Annotated in this window: 19 protein-coding genes; 5 read left to right on the plus strand and 14 right to left on the minus strand. The window is 68.1% G+C overall.

Going from position 1 to position 18633, the window contains the following annotated elements; genetic code table 11:
* The coding region (locus MRY84_RS00245; protein ID WP_291503768.1) for a PAS domain S-box protein at positions 1-1485 on the minus strand (1485 nt) is incomplete at its 3' end.
* Positions 1486-1596: 111 nt separating this feature from the next.
* Complete coding sequence (ftsY, locus tag MRY84_RS00250) at positions 1597-2919, minus strand: signal recognition particle-docking protein FtsY (protein ID WP_291503769.1); 1323 nt, start codon at positions 2917-2919, stop codon at positions 1597-1599.
* 28 nt (positions 2920-2947) lie between these two features.
* Here ftsY and MRY84_RS00255 point away from each other — a divergent pair, with 28 nt between their 5' ends.
* Genes MRY84_RS00255 through rsmD form a run of 3 tightly spaced genes read left to right on the plus strand, consistent with a single transcriptional unit; the run spans position 2948 to position 6422 of the window.
* Complete coding sequence (locus MRY84_RS00255; protein WP_291503770.1) at positions 2948-4381, plus strand: pitrilysin family protein; 1434 nt, start codon at positions 2948-2950, stop codon at positions 4379-4381.
* A 20-nt stretch (positions 4382-4401) separates the two neighbouring features.
* Positions 4402-5748, plus strand: coding sequence for a pitrilysin family protein (locus MRY84_RS00260; RefSeq protein WP_291503771.1), 1347 nt, complete (start codon positions 4402-4404; stop codon positions 5746-5748).
* Complete coding sequence (rsmD, locus tag MRY84_RS00265; RefSeq protein ID WP_291503772.1) at positions 5745-6422, plus strand: 16S rRNA (guanine(966)-N(2))-methyltransferase RsmD; 678 nt, start codon at positions 5745-5747, stop codon at positions 6420-6422. The genes MRY84_RS00260 and rsmD overlap by 4 nt, the downstream gene beginning before the upstream one ends.
* A gap of 221 nt (positions 6423-6643) precedes the next feature.
* On the opposite strand, the gene MRY84_RS00270 is transcribed toward rsmD, so the two are convergent.
* From MRY84_RS00270 to MRY84_RS00300, 7 genes are all read right to left on the minus strand, one after another.
* Positions 6644-7042, minus strand: coding sequence for a hypothetical protein (locus tag MRY84_RS00270; protein ID WP_291503773.1), 399 nt, complete (start codon positions 7040-7042; stop codon positions 6644-6646).
* On the minus strand, positions 7039-7482 hold the full coding sequence (locus MRY84_RS00275; RefSeq protein WP_291503774.1) for a lysozyme inhibitor LprI family protein: 444 nt from the start codon (positions 7480-7482) through the stop codon (positions 7039-7041). The genes MRY84_RS00270 and MRY84_RS00275 overlap by 4 nt, the downstream gene beginning before the upstream one ends.
* 13 nt (positions 7483-7495) lie before the next feature.
* On the minus strand, positions 7496-7876 hold the full coding sequence (locus tag MRY84_RS00280; protein WP_291503775.1) for a hypothetical protein: 381 nt from the start codon (positions 7874-7876) through the stop codon (positions 7496-7498).
* A gap of 15 nt (positions 7877-7891) precedes the next feature.
* On the minus strand, positions 7892-8212 hold the full coding sequence (locus MRY84_RS00285) for a hypothetical protein (protein WP_291503776.1): 321 nt from the start codon (positions 8210-8212) through the stop codon (positions 7892-7894).
* Between the two features lie 16 nt (positions 8213-8228).
* On the minus strand, positions 8229-9929 hold the full coding sequence (locus tag MRY84_RS00290; RefSeq protein ID WP_291503777.1) for a TPM domain-containing protein: 1701 nt from the start codon (positions 9927-9929) through the stop codon (positions 8229-8231).
* 105 nt (positions 9930-10034) lie between these two features.
* Positions 10035-11306: a helix-turn-helix transcriptional regulator gene (locus MRY84_RS00295; protein ID WP_291503778.1), complete on the minus strand. Its 1272-nt coding sequence runs from the start codon at positions 11304-11306 to the stop codon at positions 10035-10037.
* Between the two features lie 126 nt (positions 11307-11432).
* Positions 11433-12212, minus strand: coding sequence for a DUF3667 domain-containing protein (locus MRY84_RS00300; RefSeq protein ID WP_291503779.1), 780 nt, complete (start codon positions 12210-12212; stop codon positions 11433-11435).
* A gap of 274 nt (positions 12213-12486) precedes the next feature.
* Between MRY84_RS00300 and coaD the strand changes: the two genes are divergently transcribed.
* Positions 12487-12987: a pantetheine-phosphate adenylyltransferase gene (coaD, locus tag MRY84_RS00305; RefSeq protein WP_291503780.1), complete on the plus strand. Its 501-nt coding sequence runs from the start codon at positions 12487-12489 to the stop codon at positions 12985-12987.
* A gap of 118 nt (positions 12988-13105) precedes the next feature.
* On the opposite strand, the gene MRY84_RS00310 is transcribed toward coaD, so the two are convergent.
* On the minus strand, positions 13106-14053 hold the full coding sequence (locus MRY84_RS00310; protein WP_291503781.1) for a LysR family transcriptional regulator: 948 nt from the start codon (positions 14051-14053) through the stop codon (positions 13106-13108).
* 113 nt (positions 14054-14166) lie between these two features.
* Between MRY84_RS00310 and lysA the strand changes: the two genes are divergently transcribed.
* Positions 14167-15411, plus strand: a complete 1245-nt coding sequence (gene lysA / locus MRY84_RS00315) for a diaminopimelate decarboxylase (RefSeq protein ID WP_291503782.1) — start codon at positions 14167-14169, stop codon at positions 15409-15411.
* A 596-nt stretch (positions 15412-16007) separates the two neighbouring features.
* Here the strand turns inward: lysA and MRY84_RS00320 are convergent.
* The 4 genes from MRY84_RS00320 to MRY84_RS00335 form a co-directional block, all read right to left on the minus strand.
* The gene (locus MRY84_RS00320; protein ID WP_291503783.1) at positions 16008-17021 is read right to left on the minus strand and encodes an NAD(P)H-dependent glycerol-3-phosphate dehydrogenase; all 1014 of its coding nucleotides are present in this window, start codon (positions 17019-17021) and stop codon (positions 16008-16010) included.
* A gap of 218 nt (positions 17022-17239) precedes the next feature.
* Complete coding sequence (secB, locus tag MRY84_RS00325) at positions 17240-17698, minus strand: protein-export chaperone SecB (RefSeq protein WP_291503784.1); 459 nt, start codon at positions 17696-17698, stop codon at positions 17240-17242.
* Positions 17699-17804: 106 nt separating this feature from the next.
* Positions 17805-18062, minus strand: a complete 258-nt coding sequence (grxC, locus tag MRY84_RS00330; RefSeq protein ID WP_291503785.1) for a glutaredoxin 3 — start codon at positions 18060-18062, stop codon at positions 17805-17807.
* 75 nt (positions 18063-18137) lie between these two features.
* A complete protein-coding gene (locus MRY84_RS00335) occupies positions 18138-18545 on the minus strand; it encodes a rhodanese-like domain-containing protein (RefSeq protein ID WP_291503786.1) in 408 nt (135 codons plus the stop codon).
* Positions 18546-18633 lie beyond the last annotated feature (88 nt).

Raw genomic sequence — 18633 nt, forward strand, 5'->3', positions numbered from 1 at the left:
GGTCTTGAAGTTGTCCAGGTCCACGAACAGCACGGCCGTGGTCGTGCCCGCCCGCGCGCCGCTGGCCAGCACCTGCTGCAGGCGGTCCACCAGCAGACGCCGGTTGGGGAGCTGCGTGAGGGCGTCGTAGAAGGCCAGGTAGCGGGCCTCGTCCTCGGCGGCCTTGCGGCCCGAAATGTCGATGTCGATGCAGAACATTTCGGAGGGGTGCCCTGGCACCTGGATGTAGGCGTGGCTGGAGAAGACGTGTACTGGCGTTCCATCCTTGCGCTGCAGTTGCAGCTCTCCCGCCGGAATCACTTCGCCGGTGGCGAACATGTGCCGCATGTGTTCGCGCACGGTATCGCGCATGGGGGGCGGAATGATGAGCTTCAGCAGGTTGCTGCCGAGCGCCTCGTCGGCCGTGTAGCCGTAGAGCTGCTCGGAGGCCTGGTTCCAGTAGCTCGTGGTGCCATCCTCCAGATAGCCCTGCACCGAGATGGAGGGGATGTTGCGCAGCAGCGAGCGAAACCGAAGCTCGGACTCGCGCAGCGCACTCTCCGCCCGTTTGCGCTCGGTTATGTCGCGTGCCAGAAAAACCACGGCAGCCTGGCCGCCCACCTTCACGCCCAGTGGTTGGGTGCGCCCCTCGAACTGGCGCGTTCCCGACAGGGTCTGCATCTCGTATTCGACACTCTGGGTTTGTCCCGACCGCAGGGTGTCGCGGATCAGCTCCATGAACCGGTCAGCCTGCCCGGCAGGCAGCACATCGTGCATCCGCTTGCCCAGCAGCTGCGGCGGGCTGGCGGCCAGCGGGGCGTCATCGGGCGAGATCACTTCCACATAGCGCCCTTCGGCGTCCAGTACCAGCAACACGTCAGGAATGGCCTGCGCAATGGCCCTCAGCCGCGCCGCTGTGCCCGCCAAGGCGCGTTCAGTGGCCAGGCGCTCTTCTACATCGCGCAGCAGCAGGCCCAGGGCGACCGTGGCAGGTGTGAAGGTCAGCAAGAACGGCAGGGCGAGGGTCTGGTTCACGCGCTGCACCGCCTCGGCCGGGAGCAATTGGAACAGCGCCAGCACGGCCGCGTGCAGCAGCAGCCCGAAGAGCGCCAGCGTCACAGGCTCCACACCCAGGCGTGCGCGTGCGCGGCCTTCCCGGTAGACCAAGCCCGCCACGGTGCACAGGGCGATCACCATCAGGCCCACCTCTGCCCCCGCTCCGCCCAGCCACAGGCGCCCGGTGGCGGCCATGGCGGCAGCGATGCAGGCCACCAGCGGCCCGCCAAACAGGCCCGCCATGCTGAGCACCACCGAGCGGGCATCGAAGATCACGCCCGGCATCAGCGCTACCGGGGTGAGCATGCCCACCACGCAGATGGTGCCAAAGAGGATGCCGGAGAACACCTGCCCGGTCAGCGGATGCCGCCGCCACAGGCGCATGTTGAAGCCATGCAGAAAGCACAGCGCCAACAGCAGGGCAACACCTTTGACCAGCTCAATGAACATGGGCCTTCCGTGCGTTTCCGGGGGGAAGGCCCATCATGGGGGAATTGTGGCTACTCGTAAACGTGCAAATGGCCCCGGAAGGAGCCATGGATCACGGTGGCGGGGCTGCCCTCAGGTGAGCAGCGCTTGGGCGAATTCGCGTGCGTTGAAGGTCTCCAGGTCTTCGAGCTTCTCGCCCACGCCGATGAAATACACCGGGATGGGGCGCTCCTGCGCGATGGCGGCCAGCACGCCGCCCTTGGCCGTGCCGTCGAGCTTGGTCACGATCAGGCCCGTGAGTTGCAGCGCGTCGTCAAAGGCGCGCACCTGGGCCAGTGCGTTCTGGCCGGTGTTGCCGTCGATGACCAGCAGCACCTCGTGCGGGGCCGTGGCATCGGCCTTGGTGACCACGCGGCGGATCTTCTTGAGCTCTTCCATCAGATGCAGCTGGGTGGGCAGGCGGCCGGCGGTGTCCACCAGCACCACGTCCTTGCCACGCGCCTTGCCGGCCGTGACGGCGTCAAAGCTCACTGCGGCGGGGTCGCCACCTTCCTGGCTCACGATCTCGACCGTGTTGCGGTCAGCCCAGACACCGAGCTGCTCGCGCGCAGCGGCGCGGAAGGTATCGGCGGCGGCCAGCAGCACGGCCGCGCCTTCATCCGCGAGGTGCTTGGTGAGCTTGCCGATGGAGGTGGTCTTGCCCGCGCCGTTGACGCCCGCCACCATGATCACGGTGGGCGTGTATTCGCCAATGACCAGTGGCTTCTCCAGCGGGCGCAGCAGGTCGGCCAGTGCGTCGGCCAGCAGGCCCTTGACGGCGGCGGGGTCGGTGGCCTTGGTTTCCTTCACGCGGCGCTTGAGGTCGGCCAGCAGGTGGGTGGTGGCCTTCACGCCGGTGTCCGCCATCAGCAGGGCTTCTTCCAGCTCCTCATACAGCACGTCGTTGATCTGCGTGCCGGTGAACACCGTGGTGATGCTCGTGCCCGTCTTGCGCAGGCCGGACTTGAGGCGGTCGAGCCAGCCCTTGCGTTCGGCCGAGGGCGCGGCGGGCGCGCTGCCCGGTGCCAGGGTGGCTGAGGCAGCGGGCATTGGCGTGGAATGGCCTGCGGGCACGGCGGGGGCCGGAGCAGGCGTTGCGGGCGGGGGCAGCGGCGTGGGGGCTGGCTTGGACTCCGGCGCCGGGTGCGCCGCAGGTTCCGGCGGCTTGGTGCCGAACGGGTTGCGCAGCCATCCAAAGGCTGAGGACCCCGGGGCGGGAGCGGGTGCGGGGGCTGCGGCAGGGGCCTGAGGGGGTTCTACCGGGGTGGGCACAGGGAGGACTGCCGCGGGTCCGCCCGTCCCGGCCGGCGTCGATGGGGGCTCCGCTGCGGGCGGAGGGGGCGCAGCCGCAGGGGCGGCCGTGTCCGTGGTGGGGACGGACTCGGGAGAGGGCTTCTTCTTGAAAAAACTGAACATTGGCGGGTTCTTAGAATCACCCCATTCTATGAAACGCGCTTTCACCCTTCTCGGCCTGGTGGCCAGCCTTTGCAGCGGGGCTGGCTTGGCGGCCACCCCGCCCCTTGTTCCTCCAACCGCCGCGCCATCGGTCACCAGTTCTGGTGCGCAGCAGTTCACGCTCAAGAACGGCATGCAACTCATCGTGCAGCCCGACCGGCGCGCCCCCACGGCGGTGCACATGGTGTGGGTGCGAGTGGGCTCCATGGACGAGGTGGATGGCACCACGGGCGTGGCCCATGTGCTGGAGCACATGCTCTTCAAGGGCACCAAGACGCTGCCGCCTGGCGAGTTCTCGCGCCGCGTGGCGGCCCTGGGCGGACGCGAAAACGCGTTCACCAGCCGTGACTACACCGGCTACTACCAGCAGATCCCGTCCAACCGGCTGGAGGACGTGATGAAGCTCGAAGCCGACCGTTTTGCCCACAACCACTGGCCGGACGAAGAGTTCAAGAAGGAACTGGAGGTGGTCAAGGAAGAGCGCCGCCTGCGCACCGAAGACCAGCCCCGTGCCATGCTGGCCGAGCAGCTGTTCGCGGCCACGTTCACTGCGTCGCCCTACCGCCGCCCCATCGTGGGCTGGATGAGCGACCTGGAATCGATGACGCCGAACGATGCGCGGGCCTTCTACCGCCAGTGGTACACCCCCACCAACGCGGCCGTGGTGGTGGCGGGCGACGTGGATGTGGAGCAGGTGCGCGCGCTGGCCGAAAAGTACTACGGCAGCATCCCCGCCCATGCCTTGCCCGAACGCAAGCCCCGCATCGAGCCCGCACAGCAGGGCCTGCGCCGCATCGCCGTCAAGGCCCCGGCCGAGCAGGCGTATGTGGCACTGGCCTTCCGCACGCCCAGCCTTGAACGCGTGGACCAACTGGCCGATACCGATCGCGACGCACTCGCGCTGATGGTGCTTTCGGCGGTGTTCAGTGGCTACGACGGCGCGCGCCTGGACCGGGCGCTGACCCAGGGCGAGAACCGCGTAGCCGACAGCGCCAGCAGCAGTGCGATGGTGACCGGCCGCGGGCCGAGCCTTTTCATGCTGACTGGCGTGCCCGCCGCAGGCAAGACCGCCGAGCAGGTGGAAGCTGCCCTGCGCGCCGAGGTGGCCCGCGTGGCCCGCGAAGGCGTGAGCGAGGCCGAGCTCACGCGGGTGAAGACGCAGTGGATCGCCTCCACCGTGTACGAGCGCGACTCGGTGATGAGCCAGGCGCAGGAACTGGGCGGTAACTGGATCCAGGGCTTTCCGCTGGACGCCAACGAACGCCTGCTGGCGCTGCTGCGCACCGTGACGCCGGCGCAGGTGCAGGCCGTGGCTGCCAAGTATTTTGGCGACGACCAGCTCACCGTGGCCACGTTGCTGCCCCAGCCTCTCGATGCGCCCCGCCAGCGCGCCCGCCCCGCAGCCGCAGCGGCCCGCCACTGACCCGCATTGCACAGGTTGCCATGATTACTATCAAAAACATAGCTGCTCGCGCTTTATTGATAAGCGCTGGGGCCATTTTTTACTCGAACGCTGCCTGGGCGCTGCTGCCCATCCAGCACTGGACGGAGCCCAGCGGCGCCAAGGTCTACCTGGTGGAAAGCCCCGTCATCCCGATGGTGGACGTGCAGATTGACTTTGACGCGGGCACGCGCCGCGACCCCGCAGGTCAGTCCGGGCTGGCGACGGCGGTGGCGGCGATGGCGAGCAAGGGCGTGAAGGCGCTGGGCGCCGAGCCCGCGCTGGACGAGAACGGCCTGGGCGAAGCCTGGGCCGATCTGGGCGCCAGCTTCGAGGCCGGGGCCGACAACGATGCCCTCCACTACACGTTGCGCTCGCTGACCGACCCGCCGCTGCTGGACAAGGCCGCCCGCCTGGCTGCGCGCCAGATCGGGGAGCCCAGCTTTCCGGCCGACGTCTGGCCGCGCGATCGTGCACGCTGGAGCGCCAGCCTCAAGGAATCGCTGACCCGCCCCTCCACGGTGGCAGCCCACGCATTCGGCGCCGCCGTCTATGGCAGCCATCCCTACGGCACGCGCACCACCGAGGAAACGCTGGCACGCATCAATGTGGCCGACATGCAAGCCTTCCACACGCAGCACATCGCTGCCTGCCGCGCCAAGGTCAGCATCGTGGGCGCTGTCTCGCGTGCGCAGGCTCAGGCGCTGGTGGCCACGCTGCTGTCGCGCCTGCCCGCTACCACCGGCTGTGCGCCGCTGCCGCCCGTGGGCGAGATCAGCGCGCTGGCCGCGTCCGTGGAGCAGAACATTCCCTTCGCCTCGGCACAGGCCCACGTGCTCATCGGCCAGCCAGGTTTTCAGCGGCGCGACCCCGACTTCGTCGCGCTGCTGGTGGGCAACCACATCCTGGGCGGCGGCGGCTTTGTCTCGCGCCTGACCAACGAGGTGCGTGAAAAACGCGGGCTCTCGTACAGCGTCTACAGCTACTTTGCGGCGGGCCTGCACGCTGGCGCCTTCACTGTGGGCCTGCAGACACGGCCCGACCAGGCGCGTGAGGCCGTGAAGGTCTCGCGCGACGTGATCGCGCGCTTCGTGGCGGAAGGCCCCACCGAGGCCGAGCTGCGCGCCGCCAAGGACAACCTCATCGGCGGCTTCGCGCTGCGCATCGACAGCAACAAGAAGCTCCTGGGCAACGTGGCCAACATCGCCTGGAACGAGTTGCCACTCGATTACCTGGACCAGTGGACGAAGAAGGTTGAGGCCCTCACGGTGGCTGATGTGCGCGCCGCCATGGCCCGAAAGCTCCAGCCCGAGCGCATGGTGACGGTGGTGGTGGGGGGCAAGCCATGAGCCGCTCCACCCTGCGCGGCAGCGCCATCCAGGCCGAGATCCGCAAGGCCCAAGCTGCGGCGTCGGCACCGGCGCCGGATCCGAAGAAGGCCAAGCCCAAGCCCGCGGCCGCCGCGCCCAAGGGCACGGGCGAAATCCGCATCATCGGCGGGCAATGGAAGCGAACCCGGCTGCCCGTGGCCCAGCGCCCCGGCCTGCGCCCCACGCCTGACCGCGTGCGCGAAACCCTGTTCAACTGGCTGGGCCAGGACCTGGCGGGCTGGCGCTGCCTGGATGCGTTTGCGGGCACGGGCGCGCTGGGGCTGGAGGCCGCCTCGCGCGGCGCGGCTTCGGTGCTGCTGGTGGAGAACGACGCTGCGCTGGTGGCGCAGCTCCATACACTGCAGCAGCGCCTGCAGGCCAGCGCCATTCGCGTGCAGCGGGGTGATGGCGTGGCGGCCCTGCAGCAGGCCGCGCCTGCCAGCCTGGACCTGGTGCTGCTGGACCCGCCTTTCGATGGGCCCTTCTTCGAACCCGCGCTGCAGGCGGCGGCCCGGGCCGTGGCGGCGGGGGGCTTTGTCTACCTCGAAGCGCCCCGCGCCTGGACCGAAGATGAACTGACCTCGACGGGCTTGGTGCCATACCGCCACCTCAAGGCCGGTGCGGTGCACGCACACCTGTTCCAGCGCGGCTGATCCCTGCAAGCGCTCCGAGTCTCCGGCCTGCGCCCATGCCAAGCCGGTTGAAGTGCCGCGCACGGCGTCGGCCGGACCCGGCTCGATGGGACGAAGTGAGCCAAAGCCGCTCCCCAGCGTCGCCCGCCGCGCCCTGCCATTCGTTTTGACGGTTTTGGCCTCTCGCGCTTTTCCAGAAAGCGCTGGCAGCTACATATTTGATAGCTAATGCGTGGCCTGGCTTAGCCCTCGGGCACCACCCTCAGCCGCAGTGCGCCGCCCTCCAGCGTGTAGATGAAGGTGTAGCGGCCGGGCACGAGCGTGGCTTGTCCGCCGGGGAAAGATGCGTCGGTCACGTGCGTCAGCTGGCGCTGGCCGATCTGGATGCGTGTCTTGCGGTAGTGCGCCAGCACGGGCGGCAGCGCGTGCCAGCGGCTGGTGTCGCCCGGCAGCAGCGGCCCCAGGTCGGCATCGGTGCCCTGCTGCGGCAAACCCTGCCAGACGTGGGTGAAGGCTTCCTGGCTGTCGTTGCGGATGCGCAGCCATACATTGCCATCGCCGGGGGCCTGGGCCTGGGCTCGCAGGCCCGCCCCGGCGAGGGCGAGCCAGGGCAGCGCCCGTGCGAACTGGCGGCGCATCATGGCGAGTCCTTCAAGCTTTCCAGATCGGTGGTGAGCGCGCAGACGCGGGCGCGGCGGCGCTCCAGTGCAGCGCCCCCGATGTTCAGCGCGGCCGAGCTGCCCTGTTGTGCAAACACGGCGCTGTCCCATTGGCCCTGGGCCGCGTCGTAGGCGAGCCAGGCACGTTGTGCTGCGCGCAGGGTGTCGCGCCGCCCCGGGCCTGCGGCTTTCATCACCTGGGCGTAGATGCGGTTGAGTTCCTTGTCCCACGCGGTGTAGGCGGCGTTCTGGGCGTTAATCAGGTCCACCGTCACGCCGCCGCTGCGTTCGGCAGCGGTGGCCAGCGCCTTGTCGATGGGGTGGGCAGTGGGCTGGCCGCAGAAGTGCGGTTCGGCGGCGTGGGCGCCGGTGGCCAGGGCCAGCAGCAGGCCCAGGGCGGCGGGGGTGAAAGCGGGGGTCATGCGAAGAGCCTGTTCAAGCGGGTCTCAGAAGGTACTGCCTCAGCAGCGGAAGGTGGCGGCGCACATCGTCGGCTTGCACGGACAACTGGTAGCCTGTCCACGCCCCGTGGGCGTCGTTGGCGTGGCGGCTGCGCGCGATGCCAAGGCGCTGCAGGATCGCGTCCTTGTCTTCCCACAGGCCATCGGCCCGGCGCAGTTCCACAAAAACCTGGCCCCGGTCGCGCTCGATGCGCAGCTCCAGCGCCGGGGCGCCGTCTGCCGTGCTGGTGTAGCGCGCCACGCAGTTGTCAAAGGCGCGGGGCGTATCGATGAACTCGGCCAGGGTGAAGCCGGCTTCCTGCTCCAGAAAGGCGAAGCCGGCGCGCAGTGGGTGCGTGGCGGTGGCGTTGTTCATGGGCGCGCGGTGGGGTCAACGGCTCACCGCCATCGCCAGCACCACCGTTACGGCAAAGGCCGAGACCACCCATGCCGCCACGGTGATGAGGGCTCCCAGCACCACGCACACGGCCACATGCCACTCGCGCGCCAGGCCCCATGCGGTCAGCCGCCGCGCCAGCGCCAGGCTCGCGCCCCACAGCAGCACCAGGGCCACCGCCATGCCGGCCAAAAAGATGCCACCGCGGTGGCCGTTCATGCCGTTGCTGCCCAGCAGCGCGCCAAACATCCAGGCGCCCGCCAGCAGCAGGTTGGCGCTGCCAGCGAGCAGCATGGTTCCGGCGTGTGGAGACATGCGGGCGGCCTGGGGGTTATTCAGTGACGCTGTAGCTCAGCACGTCGAGCGACTGCGTGTCCTTGGGATTCCACGACAGGCCGGCCGCGCGCGCGATCACGGTGTAGGTCTTGCCCTGTTCCAGCTTGCCGCCGGGCTGCAAGGCGGCGGTGCGCGGGTCCACATACAGCATGGTGGTCAGGCCTTCGGCGCTGCGCAGCAGCACGGGCTGCTTGCCGTTTTTCACCTTCACGTCGTTGACCCAGGCGGCCTTGTTGCCGGTAGGTGGGTTGATGCTTTCGACCGTGCCCGACAGCCGCACGATCTTGCGCCACACCTTGCTGTTCTTGGGGTTGGTGACCTTGCCGTTCTCAGCCGCGTCGGCCTTCTGGATGTCGCCCAGCGACTGGTAGGCGATGGTCCAGTCGCCGTGGCGGGTATCGCGGCGGATGTGGTCGGCCGCCAGCATCAGGTTTTCCGTCCAGTTGCCGCAGGCATTCTTCTTCTTGCACAGTGGCCAGGCGGTGGTCATCCAGCGCTTGAGCTGCTCGGCCTTGTCATGGCTGCCCATCTCCAGCGCGACGCCAGCGCCCAGCACGGCGGCAGCCTGGTTCTGCTCGGGCGCCACCACCAGCACGGCCCCGTTGCCCACGTCCAGCTTGCCCACGCGCAGCTGGCGCATCATGGCGTGGGCGTAGTCTTCAGCGCTTTGGCCGTCCAGGTCTTTCACCAGCAGGGTGACGATCTCCACACCCGTGGCCTGCGCGTGTTCGTACATCTGCTTTTCAAACTGGGCGCGGATGGCCGGGTCCAGGATGCCGAACTCGTCGTAAATGAACTGCGTTCCCTTGGACGGAATGGCAGCCACGTCTACCTTGGGCAGGGTTTCGGCGGGTGCGGCCGAGGCGAGGGCGGGCGCCTTGGCGGGAGGCGCCATAGTGGGGGCCGCTGGCGACGGAGCAGGGGCCTTGGCCACTGGCGTGGCCGGGGCTGGCGCGGGCGTGGCGGCTGGCGCTGCCGCCACCGCCGTGGCCCGCACCGGCTGGCCGCCGCTGCACTGTGCGCCGCCGCCCTGCAGCTCGCAGGCTTCCTTCCAGCCCGCTTCGATGGCGGCCAGGCGCTTTCTGCGGCCGGGGTGGGTTTCGCCGTCCTTCTCGGGGATCAGCGTGGCGATGGCGCGCTGGGCGTCGGCCAGCGGCGCGCCCATCTTGTACAGCACGAAGCCGCTGAACTTGTCGGATTCCAGTTCAATGGGCGGCTGGCTGCCTCCGGGCACGATGGTGTGGCCCGAGAGGTGGTGCCCGATCTCGTGCGCCATGATGCTCACGGGCGCCCAGTTGTTCGATTTGGTGGCCTCGATCACCTGGCCCATGAAGGCGGGGTTGTAGGCAATCACGCGGCGCGGCACCTGGTCGGGGCCCTGCATGATCACGGCGGCCGCGTTGGGCACCTTGCCCTCCACCACCACAAAGTTGGCGGGCAGGCCGGTGTATTTCATGATCTCGGCCACCACCTGCTTGCCGCTGCCCCCGCCCTTGGACAGGTCGGGCGGCGAAAACGCCAGCGGGCTGCCGTCGTACGAGCAAGCCTGCAGCGTGGCGGCCAGCTCAGCCACCAGCTGGGCCTTGCTGGGCTTGGCCACGGCAGCCGTCTTTTGGGCCATGGCCAAGCCGCCCACGGCCAAGCCCAGCATGGTGGCGCAGGCGAAGGCGACAGGGCGAACATTGCGGTGTTTCATGGGTGCAGGTTCCTCAGGTTGGATTGGTGAATTCAGCGGCTGCTGCGCCGTGCATCGCCCAGGGGCGTCGATACGGGCACGCCCCAGGCGTCTCAGGGGGGCGTCTCATACAGTCACCAGCGCCGCTACGCGCAGCACCCGCTGAGCCAGTTCGGCCTGGCCCCGCGTGCCCGTCTTGGCGTACAGGCTGGCCAGCTGGGAGCGCACGGTAGGCATCTTCACGTGCCGGTTGTCGGCCATCTCGCGTGGCGTCATGCCCTGCAACAGCAGCGGCAGCAGGGCCGCCTCGGCGGCCGTGAGCCCATAGAGCGCGCTGCATACCGATACCGTGGCGCCCGGGTGGGGTGGCGTTTCGGGTACCAGGATGAATTGGGCCAGCGGCTCGGCGACAGGCCCCGGGCCGTTGCGTAGCGGAGCGGCCAGCGCCACCAGCGTTCCGCCCGGCGCCGCCGGTGCTGTCGGCGAGGCGTCCTGCGGCGTTTGCAGCCGGGCCGATACCGGCGACTGGGTGCTCAGGCAGGCGGCAAGCAGCGGTGCCAGCCCGGGATGGATCTGCGCCAGCTGCAGCGGCTGGCGCGCCTGCCAGAGTGTGGCGTGGCGCAGCAGGATGCGGCATTCGTCTTCCACGCCCAGCCAGGCGCGGGCGTGCTCGTTCAGGTAGCGCACCTCGCCGCGCCGGTTCACGTGCATCAGCCCCAGCGGCAGCTGGTCCAACGTGCGTTCCAGCGCCTGGCTGTGGCGCTGGGCGTGCTGCAGGCGGCGCTGCGCTCGCATGAGGCTGCGCACCCACGGCGTCGCGGCGCGCAGCCGCGCGAACTGCTCGGGAGTGAACTCGCTCTGGCCCAGGTCGTTGTACATCGCCAGCACATGCATGCCGGTTTCCGGCGACGCCTCCACGATGCTGTTGACCATGGCGTCGATGCCCAGCGGTTTCAGGTAGTCGGCGTAGAACGCGCCGCGCCGCAGCGCCTGGGTTCCCACCAACTGCTGGCTCAGCGATCCACCGCGGGCCAGCGCCTGGGGCTGCTGCCGCTCCAGGGCCTCGCTCCAGGCGTCGCTGCCCTGGATCAGGTTCGCATAGCGCGCCAGGAAGTCATCGGGCATGCCCCATTGGTAAGCGGCCAGCGGGTCGTCGGAGCCGGGCAGCGGGCAGAACAGCACCACCTTGTGGCTGCCCAGCGCCAGGCCCAGGCGGTGCAGCAGGCGCTCCACCATGCCGGGCTCGCCCAGAGCCTCCAGGCTTTCGGCCATGAGCGTGTGCAAGCCGGCAATCCCCAGCTCCTGCGTGAGCAGTTCCTCACCCGTCAATCGTCGCTCCTTGGTGTGTCGGTTGAACTGCGCCGGATGGTAGGTGGCTTGCCTTGGGGGCGGCATCATTCAGGTGAACGATGGGGCCTTGCGAGGCTGGCTTTCCATGAAATTGTTCACGCTTTCCAGCGTGGCAACGGCAACGGCAACGGCAACGGCAGCGGCAGCGGCAGCGGCAACGGGTGCGATGCAAGCCTATCGGCCCATCTGCCAGAGCACCAGTTCCACCACGCCGCGGGCATACCAGTGCGTGGCCTGCCACTTGAGTGCGGCGAACAGGCCCCCCGCCACCAGCAGGCGCCAGCCTTCCTGCGGCAGATCCACCTGGAAGAACTGGCGCAGCGCCACCATGAGCATGGCGGTCTGCAGCGCCGTCATGTACCAGGGCGACCAGGCCTTGTGCCACTGGAGAAGCGCCGGCGTGCCTGCCAGCACCAGCGGCAGCTGGTTGAGCATCTGCAGCGCGATGAACATCGCCTGGCAATACAGCGCCAGCGCCAGCAACTCGGCCGCGTTGTAGCCCCGGCGCCTGAACACGATCCACATGCTGGCCAGCGCTGCCACGGCGCCCAGCGAGAAAGACCATTTCGAATACGCGGTGACCAGCGCGTACATGCGCTGTGCCTCCTCGCTGGGCAGGGTGGGGCGCAGGTAATCGGTGTGCCCCAGCACGATGAGCAGCAGCCCGATGGCCAGGCACAGCAGGGTCAAGGGATGAGGGTGGTCCTTGCGGCGGCCAAGCACGTACTCTCGCGCCATGGTGCCGGGCTGCAGGAGCACGCGCAGCGCGCCGCGCAGGGTGGTCCATTCGAACCAGCGAAACCGCTCCCATGCCTCCTTGCGGACGGTGCGGCCGCCGATGCGGGCGGCCTTCTTCTGGCCGCAATGGGCGCAAAAAGGCCCGGAGAGCACAGCCTGGCAGTTGAGGCAATGCGCGGTCTCAAAGAGCGCGTCGGTGGAGGAGGTGGGGATCACGAACTAAAGCACTGGCAAAGGCGCCGGTGGCGGTGGCGATGCGGCAGCGCATCGTAGGGCGGCTTGACGGACCCGGCATCGTTCACATGGATGAGGTGGGCGACGCACTCCGGCGGATGCGTGTGCTGGCCTGGAGGATCACCCGCCTTTCACGCAGGCGCGGCGTTCATGTTGCACTGCACTGCATAATGCGCGCACGCGGCCCGGCAGGCCCCGGGGCAAGCCCGGCCACGCCCGGGCTACCGCCATTCCGCCAGACAGGAGACAACCAGCCATGGCCCAGAACGTGCTCGCCGTGTACCCCGGAACTTTCGACCCCATCACGCTGGGTCATGAAGACGTGGTGCGCAGGGCCACGCAGCTGTTTGAGCGCGTGATCGTCGCGGTGGCCGCCGGCCACCACAAGAAGACGCTGTTCACGCTGGAAGAGCGCATTGAGATGGTCCGTGAGGCCGTCAAGATGTACCCCCAGGTGCAGGTCGAGCCGTTCTCGGGCCTGCTGCGCGACTTTGTGGTGGAGCGCGGCGGCAAGGCCATGGTGCGCGGCCTGCGCGCCGTGACCGACTTCGACTACGAATTCCAGCTCGCCGGCATGAACCGCAGCCTGATGCCGCAGGTGGAGACGGTGTTCCTCACGCCCAGCGACAAGTACCAGTTCATCAGTAGCACCTTCGTTCGCGAGATCGCCGTGCTGGGGGGCGAGGTCGACAAGTTTGTGTCGCCTTCGGTGCAGGACCGGCTGGCCGAAAAGGTGCGCAGCCTGACGCCGCCCTGATGGTTGAGGCAAGAAAAGGCTCCTGGCGCCCGTCATGCAAGCGCCGGCAGCTATTTAATCCGTAGCATCCTCACGCGGCGGCAGGATGCGAGTATGCCGGCCGCAGGATTTCCCGGATTCAGGCCAAGTCTTCAAGGCGCCGGGCCACATCCGCGGCTTCGGCCCGCAGGGCGTCCAGCATGGGCGCCACCTCGGGCAGCGGCGGGCGGTACAGCGGCAGCAAGGCCGACACGCTGAACGGAATCGAAAATGCCAGCCGCCGCAGGGCCAGCCGGCCGCTGGCCGCAGCGGTCAGGGCTGTCAACGGGTTGACGATGGCCAGGCCCAGGCCGTGTTCCACCATGGCGCAGACGGCCGCCGCGCTGTGGGTTTCCATGCGCAGCGTGCGCGGAACGTCGGCTTCTGCAAACCGCGCGTCGATAAGGCGGCGATAGGGGTCATCGGCCGACAGGCTCACGAAGGGCTGACCGGCGAAATCCGCCAGCTGCAGCACGGGTTGGCTGGCCAGCGCATGGGTGGTGGGCAGCACGGCCACTTCATCCAGGGTGAGCAGCACTTCAGCCCGGGTGCCGGGTGGGGCGGTGGTCTGTTCGCTCAGGCCCAGGTCAAAGCGCTGGGCGCTCATCCATTCCTCCAGCAACGGCGATTCCTGGGGCGTGACGGAGAGGCGCGCATGCGGCTGCACCTGCATCAGCCGCGCCGCCGCACCGGGCAGCAGCGCGTGTGCCAGCGCGGGCAGGCACAGCACGGCCAACTGCACGGCGTCGGAGCGGCCCAGCGCCACGGCGCGGTCCACCACGCGCTCCAGGCCTTGCCACGAGCGCTGCACCTCGTCCCACAGGGCCAGCGCCCGCGCGTTGGCGCGCAGGCGGCCTTGCACGCGTTCGAACAAGGCATAACCCAGCAGCGACTCCAGCCGGGCCAGCTCGCGGCTCACCGTGGGCTGTGAGCTGTGCAGCAGGTCGGCCGCGCCGGTGGCGCTGCCAGCGGTCATCACCGCGCGGAAGACCTCAATGTGCCGGTGGGTGATGCGGTGGGCCAGGGGGAAGTCGGTCGTGCCAGTCATGCGCGAAGCATATCGAAAGTGAATGGATGGCGAATATCAAAGCATTCGACCAAATAATCAGGCGGCGGCATCATCACGGCTTCCATCCGCTTTCCTGCCTTCCGGAGCCCTACATGTCCAACCCCTTCTCCGCCGCCCAGCTCTGGGAGCTGGCCGACCAGTTCGGCACCCCGCTGTGGGTATACGACGCGGCCACCATCCGCCAGCGCATTGCGCAGGTGTCCAACTTCGAGACCATCCGCTTTGCGCAAAAGGCCTGCTCCAACATTCACATCCTGAAGCTCATGCGCGAGCAGGGCGTGAAGGTGGATGCGGTCTCGCGCGGCGAAATCCTGCGCGCGCTGGCGGCGGGCTACGTGGCCGGGGGCGAGCCTTCGGAGATCGTGTTCACCGCCGACCTGTTCGACGCGGCCACGCTCGACTGCGTGGTGGAGCACGGCGTGCCCGTCAACGCCGGTTCCATCGACATGCTGCACCAGCTGGGGGCGCGCTCCCCCGGCCATGCGGTGTGGCTGCGCATCAACCCCGGCTTTGGCCACGGCCACAGCAACAAGACCAACACGGGTGGCGAGCACAGCAAGCACGGCATCTGGCATACCGACCTGCCTGCGGCGCTGGCTGCCATTCAGCAGCATGGCCTGAAGCTGGTGGGCCTGCACATGCACATCGGCTCGGGCGTGGATTACAGCCACCTGCAGGAAGTGTGCGGTGCCATGGTCAACCTGGTGCGCACGGCGCACGCGGCGGGGCATGACCTGCACGCCATCTCGGCGGGCGGTGGTCTGTCCATCCCCTATCGCAGCGGCGACCCGGTGGTCGATACGCAGCACTACCATGGCCTCTGGGATGCCGCGCGCCAGCAGGCCGAGGCCATCGTGGGCCACAAGCTCGGGCTGGAGATCGAGCCCGGCCGCTTCCTGGTAGCGGAATCCGGCGTGCTGCTGGGCCAGGTGCGCGCCACCAAGGACGCGGGCAGCAACCACTTCGTGCTGGTCGATACCGGCTTCAACGAGCTCATGCGTCCGTCGATGTACGGCAGCTACCACGCCATGAGCGTGCTGCGCCGCGATGGATCCGCCGCGGCGCCGCAGCCCACCGTGGTGGCCGGGCCGCTGTGCGAATCCGGGGATGTGTTCACGCAGGGCGACGGCGGCGTGGTGCTGCCGCGTGAGCTGCCCGCCGCGCAGGTGGGCGATCTGCTGGTGATCCATGACACGGGGGCCTATGGCGCCAGCATGTCCTCGAACTACAACACGCGTCCGCTGATTGCCGAAGTGCTGGTGGACGGCGGGCAAGCGCGCCTCATCCGCCGCCGCCAGACGGTGGAAGAACTGCTGGCGCTCGAAGTCGGCCTGTAGGAGTCCGTCCACGGTCTCCCAGGGGTCGCGCAGCGGTCTTTGCGGGATGGTGTGCAAGGCGCGGTACGCAGCCAATAGCTCGGCTATTGGCAAACGCCGCAACGCCACAGACCGCCCGCAAAGACCACTGCCCGAGGGGTTGGAGTGAATTCGGGCTGATGAACTCGGAGCTTTGACGCCCCGGCTGCTTGCATGGGCACGAGCCCATGCGGCACACCCGAAGCATCCACGTCCATCACGATGGCGCTCTCACGCGACCCCTGCGAGATCGCAAACACGTTCTAAGGGGCTGCTCAGGCCGCGGGCAGGGGGGTAGGCACGGGACTACGCGCAGGGGCAGCGATGGCGCACAAGCAGGGGCAGGGGGCGACGATAAGGTGACATCACCTCATCAACCTTTACCCCTTCTACAAGGAGATCACCATGCCCATCATCGCTTGGCTGCTCGGCGTCCCTCTGTCGGTTGTGCTGCTGCTCATGCTGTTTGGCGTGTTCTGAACACCGGGCCTGTCGAGCAGGCATCCCGTAAAGAACGAAAGCCGCATGGCACCTGATTGAAGGGTGCCCTGCGGCTTTTTCTTGTGTGGAAGAAGGGCTCAGGCCTCGACCCGGGGGCCGCGACCCATCAGCTGTGCCACGGCCTCCGCGGGACGCAGGCGGCCATCCAGCAAGGCCACCACGGCCTCAGCAATGGGCATGTCCACGCCCAGCAGCTGCGCACGCTGCACCACGGTGCGCGCGCTGTAGACGCCTTCGGCCACATGCCCCAGCGACTCAACGGCCTGTGCCAGGCTGCGGCCCTGCGCCAGCAGCATGCCCACGCGCCGGTTGCGTGACAGGTCGCCCGTGGCCGTGAGCACCAGGTCGCCCAGGCCCGACAGCCCCATGAAGGTGTCGGGCCGCGCTCCCAGTGCCAGCCCCAGCCGCGTCATTTCGGCCAGGCCCCGCGTGATGAGCGCCGCGCGCGCATTGAGGCCCAGCGAGAGCCCGTCGCACAGGCCGGTGGCGATGGCCAGCACGTTCTTCACCGCGCCGCCCACTTCCACGCCCACGATGTCCTCGTTGGCGTACACCCGCACGCTCGGGCTGTGAAAGGCGTGGACCAGCGCATCGCGCACGGCGGCATGGACGCTGGCCGCCACCAGCGCCGTGGGTTGCGCCAGGGCCACCTCTTGGGCAAAGCTCGGGCCGCTGAATACGCCTGCTATCAAATCGGGAGCTACCTGCGCTTGCACCTCATGCGCCAGCAGCCCAAAAGATGCTGTATCGGCACCGGGCGGCACCGCCTCGAACCCCTTGCACAGCCACGCCACCGGCGCAGCGCAGCCCGCCAGCGCCTGCAGCATGCCACGCAGCGCCGCCATGGGCGTGGCCACGATCACCAGGTCGGCGCCCGGCAGCAGGGCGCCAAAGTGGCCATCCGCCACGGTGAGAGAGGGGGGGAAGTCGATGCCCGGCAGGTACCGCGCATTCTGGCGCGCCGCGCGCATGGCCTGTGCCTGGCCCGCATCGCGCGCCCACAGCGTGACCGCATGCCCGGCCGGGTGCTGGGCAGCACTCATGGCGAGCGCCGAACCCCAGGCGCCGGCACCCAATACTATGATTTTCATAGCTGCTTGCGCTTGCTAGATAAGCGCTGGAGCCCAAAAAGACGTTGAAGTTATCAGACCCTGCGCTGCGACCTGAGAACTGCCGCTGGAACCAGCGCGGCCCAGTCGGGGTAGCCGCGGAACTGGCTTCGCCAGGCCGCTGGCTGCGTCCCCCACCCGAGCGCGCAGCGCGACGAGAGAGGGGGAAGGCGCGAAGCGCCTCAGGGGGAGCACGCTTCTTACTGCGTGACGATCGGCGAAGCCTGGCCAGCGGCCTGGGCTTGCTGCTGCTCGTACATGCCCTGGAAGTTGATTTCAGCCAGGTGCACGGGAGGGAAGCCTGCGCGGTTGATCAAATCGGCCACGTTGCCACGCAGGTAGGGGTACACGATCTGCGGGCAGGCGATGCCCATGATCGGGCCCATCTGGTCTTCGGGCACGTTGCGGATCTCAAAAATGCCGGCCTGCTTGGCTTCCACCAAGAACACCGTCTTGTCCTTGATCTTGGTCTGCACCGTGGCCGTCACCGCCACTTCAAAGATGCCTTCGGCCACGGGCGTGGCTTCCACGCCCAGCTGGATGTCTACGTTGGGCTGCTCTTGCTCAAGCAGGATGGCGGGGGAGTTGGGCTGCTCCAGCGACATGTCCTTGAGGTAGACGCGCTGGATCTGGAAGACGGGAGTTGCTTGATCGGCCATGGTGAAGTCTCTTTTGCAAACGAGTTTTTGGCAAAACGAAACCCGCCGGGGATCAGCTCCCGCAGCGGGCACATGGGGCTGCATTATGCAGCGCCCGGGGCAGGGGTCAGGCGCCTAGCAGGGGCATCAGCTCGCCGCGGCCGTCCAGCGCCACCAGATCGTCGTGGCCGCCCACGTGCGTGTCGCCGATGTAGATCTGCGGCACTGTGCGGCGTCCGGTGATCTCCATCATGTGCGCGCGCGCGGCCGGGTCCATGTCGATGCGGATCTCCTCGATCTGCTCCACACCCTTGGACTTGAGGATCTGCTTGGCCCGGATGCAGTAGGGGCAGACGGCGGTGGTGTACATCTTCACGGGTTGCATGGCGATCCTTCCTTTTCTTCCGGTGGGGCTAAAACCAATGGCAAGACTAGCGCTGATGGAATAACTGGGGGCGGATCAGTTCTTTTCCACGGGCAGGCTGGCTTCGCGCCAGGCCTTGAGGCCGCCGGCCAGGGACTGGGCGTTCTCATAGCCCAGCTTCTTGGCAATCGCCACGGCCCGGTTGGAGCGCGCGCCGCTGGCGCACACGAGCACCACGGGCAGGGCCTTGTTCTTGACCACGGCGGGCAGGCGCTCTTCGAGCTGGCCCAGCGGCACGTTCTTGGCACCGCCCACGTGGCCGGCAGCGTATTCCTCGGTTTCGCAGACGTCGATGACCACGGCCTTCTCGCGGTTGATGAGCTGCACGGCGCGTGCCGGCGTCAGCGAACCGCCACTGGCGCTCTTGAGCGCCGGCCACAGCAACATGCTGCCGGAGGCCAGTGCAACGAAGATCAGATACCAGTTGTCGATAATGAATTTCACAAAGATTCCTTGGGTTGGCGAACCCCGTAATTCTAGAATGCTGGGTTTTGGCCCGCTTTTCGCTTTTCTTAGACCCGCCTTTCCTGGG

It is taken from the genome of Acidovorax sp. (genome assembly GCF_022763525.1).
GTDB lineage: Bacteria > Pseudomonadota > Gammaproteobacteria > Burkholderiales > Burkholderiaceae_C > Acidovorax.

Bases quoted from the DNA above. Each gene is read 5' to 3' on its own strand.
- ftsY (WP_291503769.1), bottom strand. From the start codon at position 2,919: ATGTTCAGTTTTTTCAAGAAGAAGCCCTCTCCCGAGTCCGTCCCCACC.
- MRY84_RS00255 (WP_291503770.1), top strand. From the start codon at position 2,948: ATGAAACGCGCTTTCACCCTTCTCGGCCTGGTGGCCAGCCTTTGCAGC.
- MRY84_RS00260 (WP_291503771.1), top strand. From the start codon at position 4,402: ATGATTACTATCAAAAACATAGCTGCTCGCGCTTTATTGATAAGCGCT.
- rsmD (WP_291503772.1), top strand. From the start codon at position 5,745: ATGAGCCGCTCCACCCTGCGCGGCAGCGCCATCCAGGCCGAGATCCGC.
- MRY84_RS00270 (WP_291503773.1), bottom strand. From the start codon at position 7,042: ATGATGCGCCGCCAGTTCGCACGGGCGCTGCCCTGGCTCGCCCTCGCC.
- MRY84_RS00275 (WP_291503774.1), bottom strand. From the start codon at position 7,482: ATGACCCCCGCTTTCACCCCCGCCGCCCTGGGCCTGCTGCTGGCCCTG.
- MRY84_RS00280 (WP_291503775.1), bottom strand. From the start codon at position 7,876: ATGAACAACGCCACCGCCACGCACCCACTGCGCGCCGGCTTCGCCTTT.
- MRY84_RS00285 (WP_291503776.1), bottom strand. From the start codon at position 8,212: ATGTCTCCACACGCCGGAACCATGCTGCTCGCTGGCAGCGCCAACCTG.
- MRY84_RS00290 (WP_291503777.1), bottom strand. From the start codon at position 9,929: ATGAAACACCGCAATGTTCGCCCTGTCGCCTTCGCCTGCGCCACCATG.
- MRY84_RS00295 (WP_291503778.1), bottom strand. From the start codon at position 11,306: ATGATGCCGCCCCCAAGGCAAGCCACCTACCATCCGGCGCAGTTCAAC.
- coaD (WP_291503780.1), top strand. From the start codon at position 12,487: ATGGCCCAGAACGTGCTCGCCGTGTACCCCGGAACTTTCGACCCCATC.
- MRY84_RS00310 (WP_291503781.1), bottom strand. From the start codon at position 14,053: ATGACTGGCACGACCGACTTCCCCCTGGCCCACCGCATCACCCACCGG.
- lysA (WP_291503782.1), top strand. From the start codon at position 14,167: ATGTCCAACCCCTTCTCCGCCGCCCAGCTCTGGGAGCTGGCCGACCAG.
- MRY84_RS00320 (WP_291503783.1), bottom strand. From the start codon at position 17,021: ATGAAAATCATAGTATTGGGTGCCGGCGCCTGGGGTTCGGCGCTCGCC.
- secB (WP_291503784.1), bottom strand. From the start codon at position 17,698: ATGGCCGATCAAGCAACTCCCGTCTTCCAGATCCAGCGCGTCTACCTC.
- grxC (WP_291503785.1), bottom strand. From the start codon at position 18,062: ATGCAACCCGTGAAGATGTACACCACCGCCGTCTGCCCCTACTGCATC.